General features: G+C 72.5%; 3 protein-coding genes and 1 pseudogene. 1 reads left to right on the forward strand and 3 read right to left on the reverse strand.

Annotated elements, in window-relative coordinates; translation table 11 throughout:
- Positions 1-189 (reverse strand): annotated as a pseudogene (locus C6N75_RS25345) (hypothetical protein); the annotation flags it as partial.
- A 417-nt stretch (positions 190-606) separates the two neighbouring features.
- On the opposite strand from C6N75_RS25345, the gene pcrA reads away from it, so the two are divergent.
- Entirely contained in the window at positions 607-3,087 is a 2,481-nt protein-coding gene (gene pcrA, locus C6N75_RS25350) for a DNA helicase PcrA (RefSeq protein ID WP_105871205.1), read from the forward strand.
- A 201-nt stretch (positions 3,088-3,288) separates the two neighbouring features.
- On the opposite strand, the gene C6N75_RS25355 is transcribed toward pcrA, so the two are convergent.
- Both C6N75_RS25355 and C6N75_RS25365 read right to left on the reverse strand, forming a co-directional pair.
- Positions 3,289-4,950, reverse strand: coding sequence for a peptidoglycan DD-metalloendopeptidase family protein (locus C6N75_RS25355; protein ID WP_407703272.1), 1,662 nt, complete (start codon positions 4,948-4,950; stop codon positions 3,289-3,291).
- A gap of 214 nt (positions 4,951-5,164) precedes the next feature.
- Positions 5,165-5,920 carry an esterase/lipase family protein gene (locus C6N75_RS25365; RefSeq protein ID WP_258177606.1) on the reverse strand — a complete coding sequence of 252 codons (756 nt, stop codon included), beginning with the start codon at positions 5,918-5,920 and terminating at the stop codon, positions 5,165-5,167.
- Positions 5,921-5,962: the final 42 nt, after the last annotated feature.

The raw sequence follows: 5,962 nt of genomic DNA on the forward strand, positions 1-5,962 counted from the left end.
GGGCGCTCCGGCGGTCGGCGTGCGGCCGGACGGGGCGGCGGGGGCCGCCGCGGTGGCGCTCTGCGCGGAGATGAGGGCGACCGACGCGAGCGCGGCGGCCGTGGTGACCCCGACGGCGGCGGGGGCGGGGGTGTGCAGGACGGGCAGGGTGCGCGAGCGCGGCTTGCGATGCGACGCCAAGGCCGGCATCTCCTTCCATGGACCGCCTACCGGGTCGGCCGGGGTCGGCCGTGCAGGTGCGGGCGGTGCGGAAGGTGCCCTACGGCCCCTCGCGCGGTGCGGGCGCGGGCCGATTCACCTCGGTCGTACGTCTCGGTCGTACGTCTCAGTCGTGCGTCGTCGTGCCGGTCGTACGTCGGTGGATCCCGGTTCCGGGCATGCCTGGGGCAGCACGGATTCGGCGGTGCGACCCGACCGGCGTGGTTCGCCGATGCGGGGCGGGCCGCTTGGGCGAGCACGCTAGCCAACCTGTGGGGGTGCTGTGAAGGATGATGTTCGATTTGCCCGATACATTTCCGTGACCTTGGCCGGGTTCGGACGGTGGGACGGGGCGGGACCGACCGTTCGTCCGCGGTTGTCAGTGGGGCGTCCTAGACTCGATAGGCGATGAGCAGCCTCTTTGACGACAGCTTCCTGGCGGGACTCGGCAACCGGAAGGCGGGTGAGCGGATGGCGGGCGACCGGACCGGCGAGGAACCGCCTCCTCCGCCCGAGGACGACCACCACGGTCCGGGTCCCGAGGAGATCCCGCACGATCTCTTCGGCGACCGCTTCGACGTGCCCGCACCCCGGCAGGAGTACCACCGCGACGGCGCCCCGCGCACCGTCGTGGACGCCGCCGCGCTGCTGGAGGGGCTGAACGAGCAGCAGCGCGCCGCCGTGGTGCACACCGGCTCCCCGCTGCTCATCGTGGCCGGCGCGGGCTCCGGCAAGACCCGGGTGCTGACCCACCGCATCGCGCACCTGCTGGCCACCCGGCACGTCCACCCCGGGCAGATACTGGCGATCACCTTCACCAACAAGGCCGCCGGCGAGATGAAGGAGCGCGTCGAGCAGCTCGTCGGCCCGCGCGCCAACGCCATGTGGGTGTCCACCTTCCACAGCGCGTGCGTGCGCATCCTGCGCCGCGAGTCCAAGAAGCTGGGCTTCACCTCGTCGTTCTCGATCTACGACGCCGCCGACTCCAAGCGGCTGATGGCACTGGTCTGCCGGGATCTAGACCTCGACCCGAAGAAGTTCCCGCCGAAGTCCTTCAGCGCCAAGGTCTCCAACCTGAAGAACGAGCTGATCGACGACGAGTCCTTCGCCGACCAGGCGGCCGATGGTTTCGAGAAGACGCTGGCCGAGGCGTACCGGATGTACCAGTCGCGGCTGCGCGAGGCCAACGCGCTGGACTTCGACGACATCATCATGACCACCGTCCACCTGCTCCAGGCCTTCCCCGACGTGGCCGAGCACTACCGCCGCCGCTTCCGGCACGTGCTGGTGGACGAGTACCAGGACACCAACCACGCCCAGTACACCCTGGTCCGCGAGCTGGTCGGCACCGGCTACGAGGACCTCGCCCCGGCCGAGCTGTGCGTGGTGGGCGACGCCGACCAGTCGATCTACGCCTTCCGCGGCGCCACCATCCGCAACATCCTCCAGTTCGAGGAGGACTACCCGGACGCCACCACCATCCTGCTGGAGCAGAACTACCGCTCCACGCAGACCATCCTCTCCGCCGCCAACGCGGTCATCGAGCGCAACGAGAGCCGCCGCCCGAAGAACCTGTGGACCAACGCCGGCGCCGGCGCGCAGATCACCGGGTACGTCGCGGACACCGAGCACGACGAGGCCCAGTTCGTCGCCGACGAGATCGACCGGCTCACCGACGCCAAGGACGCCAAGGCCGGGGACGTCGCGGTCTTCTACCGCACCAACGCCCAGTCCCGCGTCTTCGAGGAGATCTTCATCCGGGTCGGCCTGCCCTACAAGGTCGTCGGCGGCGTCCGCTTCTACGAGCGCAAGGAGGTCCGGGACGTCCTCGCCTACCTGCGGGTCCTCGCCAACCCCGAGGACAACGTCCCGCTGCGCCGCATCCTCAACACCCCCAAGCGCGGCATCGGCGAGCGGGCCGAGGCGATGATCGACGCCCTCGCGCTGCGCGAGAAGATCACCTTCCCGCAGGCGCTGCGCCGGGTCGACGAGGCGTACGGGATGGCCGCCCGCTCGGCCAACGCGGTCAAGCGGTTCAACACCCTGATGGACGAGCTGCGCACGGTCGTCGAGTCCGGCGCGGGCCCGGCCGTCGTGCTGGAAGCCGTCCTGGAGCGCACCGGATACCTCGCCGAACTCCAGGCGTCCACCGACCCGCAGGACGAGACCCGCATCGAGAACCTCCAGGAACTCGCGGCCGTCGCCCTGGAGTTCGAGCAGGACCGGCAGGAGGAGAATCCGGGCACGCTCGCCGAGTTCCTGGAGCAGGTGGCGCTGGTCGCCGACTCCGACCAGATCCCGGACGAGGACGAGGAGGGCTCCGGCGTCATCACGCTGATGACCCTGCACACCGCCAAGGGGCTGGAGTTCCCGGTGGTCTTCCTCACCGGCCTGGAGGACGGCGTCTTCCCGCACATGCGCGCACTCGGCCAGACCAAGGAGCTGGAGGAGGAGCGGCGCCTGGCGTACGTCGGCATCACCCGCGCCCGGGAGCGGCTCTACCTCACCCGGTCCACCATGCGCAGCGCCTGGGGCCAGCCCTCGTACAACCCGCCCTCCCGCTTCCTGGAGGAGATCCCCGGCGCGTACCTGGAGTGGAAGCGCACCGGCGCGAAGGCCGCCCCGGCCGGTCCGGTCTCCGGGATCGCCTCCTCGCTGTCCTCGTCCCGCTCGCGCAGCGCCGGCCCGTCCGGCTTCGCCACCCGGCGTACGACGGACAAGCCGGTGATCGCGCTGACGGTCGGCGACCGGGTCACCCACGACCAGTTCGGCCTCGGCACGGTGCTTGCGGTGACCGGCACCGGCGGGGACGCGCAGGCGACCATCGACTTCGGCGACGAGAAGCCCAAGCGGCTGCTGCTGCGGTACGCCCCGGTCGAGAAGCTGTAGCGCCCGGCGTCCCGGCCGGTGGGAAACCGCCGGGACGCCGGGCGGGCCGATGGAGGAGACCACCGGCGGGGGCGGCCGGTGGAGGAGACCGCCGGCTGGGTCGGCCGGTGGAAACCGCAGGCGCGCGAGTAGCGGCTCGGATACGGTGAAGGGGTCGGGCTCCCACGGGAGTCCGACCCCTTCGCGCGCTTCGTGCGGGGCTCAGCTCGTCGGGTCGAGGCCGTGGCTGAGCAGCCAGGGCAGCGGGTCGATCGCCGAGCCGCCGCCGGGGCGCACCTCGAAGTGCAGGTGCGGGCCGGTGGAGTTGCCCGAGTTCCCGGAGTACGCGATGGTGTCGCCGGCCTTGACCGAGCCGGAGCGGATCTTGGTGCTGCTGAGGTGGCAGTACCACGTCTCGGTGCCGTCCGCGGCGGTGACGATGGCCATGTTGCCGTAGGCGCTGTTCCACTGGGTGCGCACGGTGCCGTCGGTCGCGGCCATCACCGGCGTGCCGTACTGCACGGGGAAGTCGATGCCGGTGTGCAGGGACATCCAGTTGACGCCGGCCTGGCCGTAGCGGGCGCTGAGCTGGTGCAGGGCGACGGGGAGCGCGAACTTGGGGCGCAACGCCTCGCGCCGGGCGGCTTCCTCGGCGCGCTTCTTGCGCTCCGCCTCCTGGCGGACCTGGAGGTCGATGCGCTCCTGGGTGCGGCTGGCCCGGTCGCCGAAGTCGCGGGCGTCGGCGCTGAGCGCGGCGAGCTGGGTGTCGAGCTGGCGGTTGGCGACGACCGGCTGCACGGCCGGCTTGTCGGCCGCGGTGACCGCCTTGTCGTCGGTCTTGGGCTGGGCCGCCTCGCCGGTGAGGCCGCTGATCGAGGCGGCCGCGATGCCGGCGACGCCCATGACGCAGGCGGACGGCACGGCGACGGTCAGCAGCGCGGAGCGTTTGGCCGGGGTACGGCGGCGGCCGCGGCCGCCCTGCGGCGCGCGCCGCGCCGGGCGGGGCACCACCGCGGTCAACTCGGCCTCGCCGCCGGGCGCGTGGCCGTCCGTGCCGTCCCGCCTCTGCGGCCCGCCCTGCCCTTCCGGCGCGTCCGGCCCTTCCGGCATGAGGGCTGCGTCGCCTACCTCGTCGACCTCGCCGGCCTCGGCGTGGTCGTGCTCGGCGGCGACATCCTGGTGGAAGCCCGGCAGCAGGTCTGGGTGGAGGTCCGGCCGGCCGTCTGCCGCCGCGTAGTCGTACTGCTCCGGGACGGAGAACGTCTCGGTCGGCGCGGTCGAGTAGTGCCAGGCGGCGGTCGAGTAGGCGCCGGTGTCGAAGGTGGAGGCGTCCCACTGGGCGGTGGCCTCGTACACGGGCGCGGCCTGCGGCGTCTCCGGCGGCGACGCGCTCGTCGGGACGGTGGCGGTCGGCATGGTCTGGGTGCCGGCATCGGCCCACGCGCTCGCGTCCCACTGGCCGGTGTACTCGGAGAACTCCGGGTATCCGGTGCCGGTGGCCCAGGCGGTGGCGTCGTACTGCCCGCTGTGGCCGGTGTGCCCGGCGTCGTAGCCGGCGGTGGGCGCCGGGTAGGCGGAGGCGTCGCCGCCGGCGGGGAAGCCGCCGCCGTGGTCCCCGGCCTCGGGGTAGGCGCCGAAGAGCGGGTCGACCGCGAAGAGCGGGTCGGCGGCGAAGGCGCCGGGGGTGAAGGTGCCGGTGGCGTAGGCGTCCGCGCCGAACGGGTCGGTGGGGAAGGTCCCCTGAGGGGGCGGGTAGCCGTCGGTGGTGCCGGCCTGGTGGCCGTCGTTCTGGAAGCCGCTGGTGGAGAAACCGCCGGTCTCGTGGGTGGCCGGCGCATAGGCGCCGTCTCCGAGATACCCGGCGTGGGGGTGCTGGTCGTTCACCAACGTCTCTCTCGCCTCGGCAGCAGGACCAGTTCCGGGACGGCCCCGCGAAGGGGGCCCCAGAGGGGAAAGCAGTGGGCGCGACTGTACCCGGCGGTATGCGCGAGCGACAATCTTCCGAGGGTTTTGACCCGGGGGGAAACGGGCATTCGACCGCCTTTCGGCCGGGCGCTCACAGACCCTTGGCCCTACGTTCGAGAGTCGTTCGAATCTCTTAGGCGACAGCCGCGGAATCAGAGGTTCCGCCGGGCTGCGCGGCCAGCGCGTCGTGGACGGCGGCGGCGACGGCCGGGTGGAAGAGCAGGGCGAGGTGGCCGATTCCGGTCACCCGGATGTTCTCCGCCCGCAGGTCCGGGTGGTCGATCCGGGCCGCCTCCACCGGCGACATCAACTGGTCCAGATCGCTCCACACGCCCACGAACCGGGTACGGCAGCCGGGTGCGGGCTCCTCCAGCTCCCGCAGCACCGAGGAGCCGGGCCGCAGTTGGCGGACCAGTGGGTGCAGGCTCGCCGCCGGTACGGCCGAAGTGCCGGCGTGCGGGGTGCCGAGGGTGACCAGGGTGCGCACCCGCCGGTCGCCGCCGAGCCGCTGCACGTAGTACCGGGCGATGAGCCCGCCGAGGCTGTGGCCGACCAGGTCGATCCGGGCGTGTCCGCTGCGGGCGCAGACCTCTTCCACATGGCGGCCCAGCAGTTCGGCGGCGGTGCGCACGTCGCAGGTGAGCAGTGAGTAGTTGAGGCACTCCGGCCGCCGGCCGCGTCGGCTCAGCGCGCGCCGCAGCACGATGAAGGCGGAGCGGTTGTCCGCCAGTCCGTGCAGCAGTACCGCGGGCGGCTCCGCTCCGACGGGATGGGCTTGTGTCGACCGGCATGACCGGCGTTCACCGGTCATGCCGGTCGGATAGAGCAGCAGATGCCCGGCGAGCAGCACCGCCTCCAGCGCGGCGGCCCGGACCAGTGCGGCGGACAGCCGGACCGGGAGCGGGCGGGCGGGGGAAGAGGAGGCGGAGGG

Source organism: Streptomyces solincola (genome assembly GCF_002982015.1).
GTDB classification, from domain to species: Bacteria; Actinomycetota; Actinomycetes; order Streptomycetales; family Streptomycetaceae; genus Streptomyces; species Streptomyces solincola.

Bases quoted from the DNA above. Each gene is read 5' to 3' on its own strand.
- pcrA (WP_105871205.1), top strand. From the start codon at position 607: ATGAGCAGCCTCTTTGACGACAGCTTCCTGGCGGGACTCGGCAACCGG.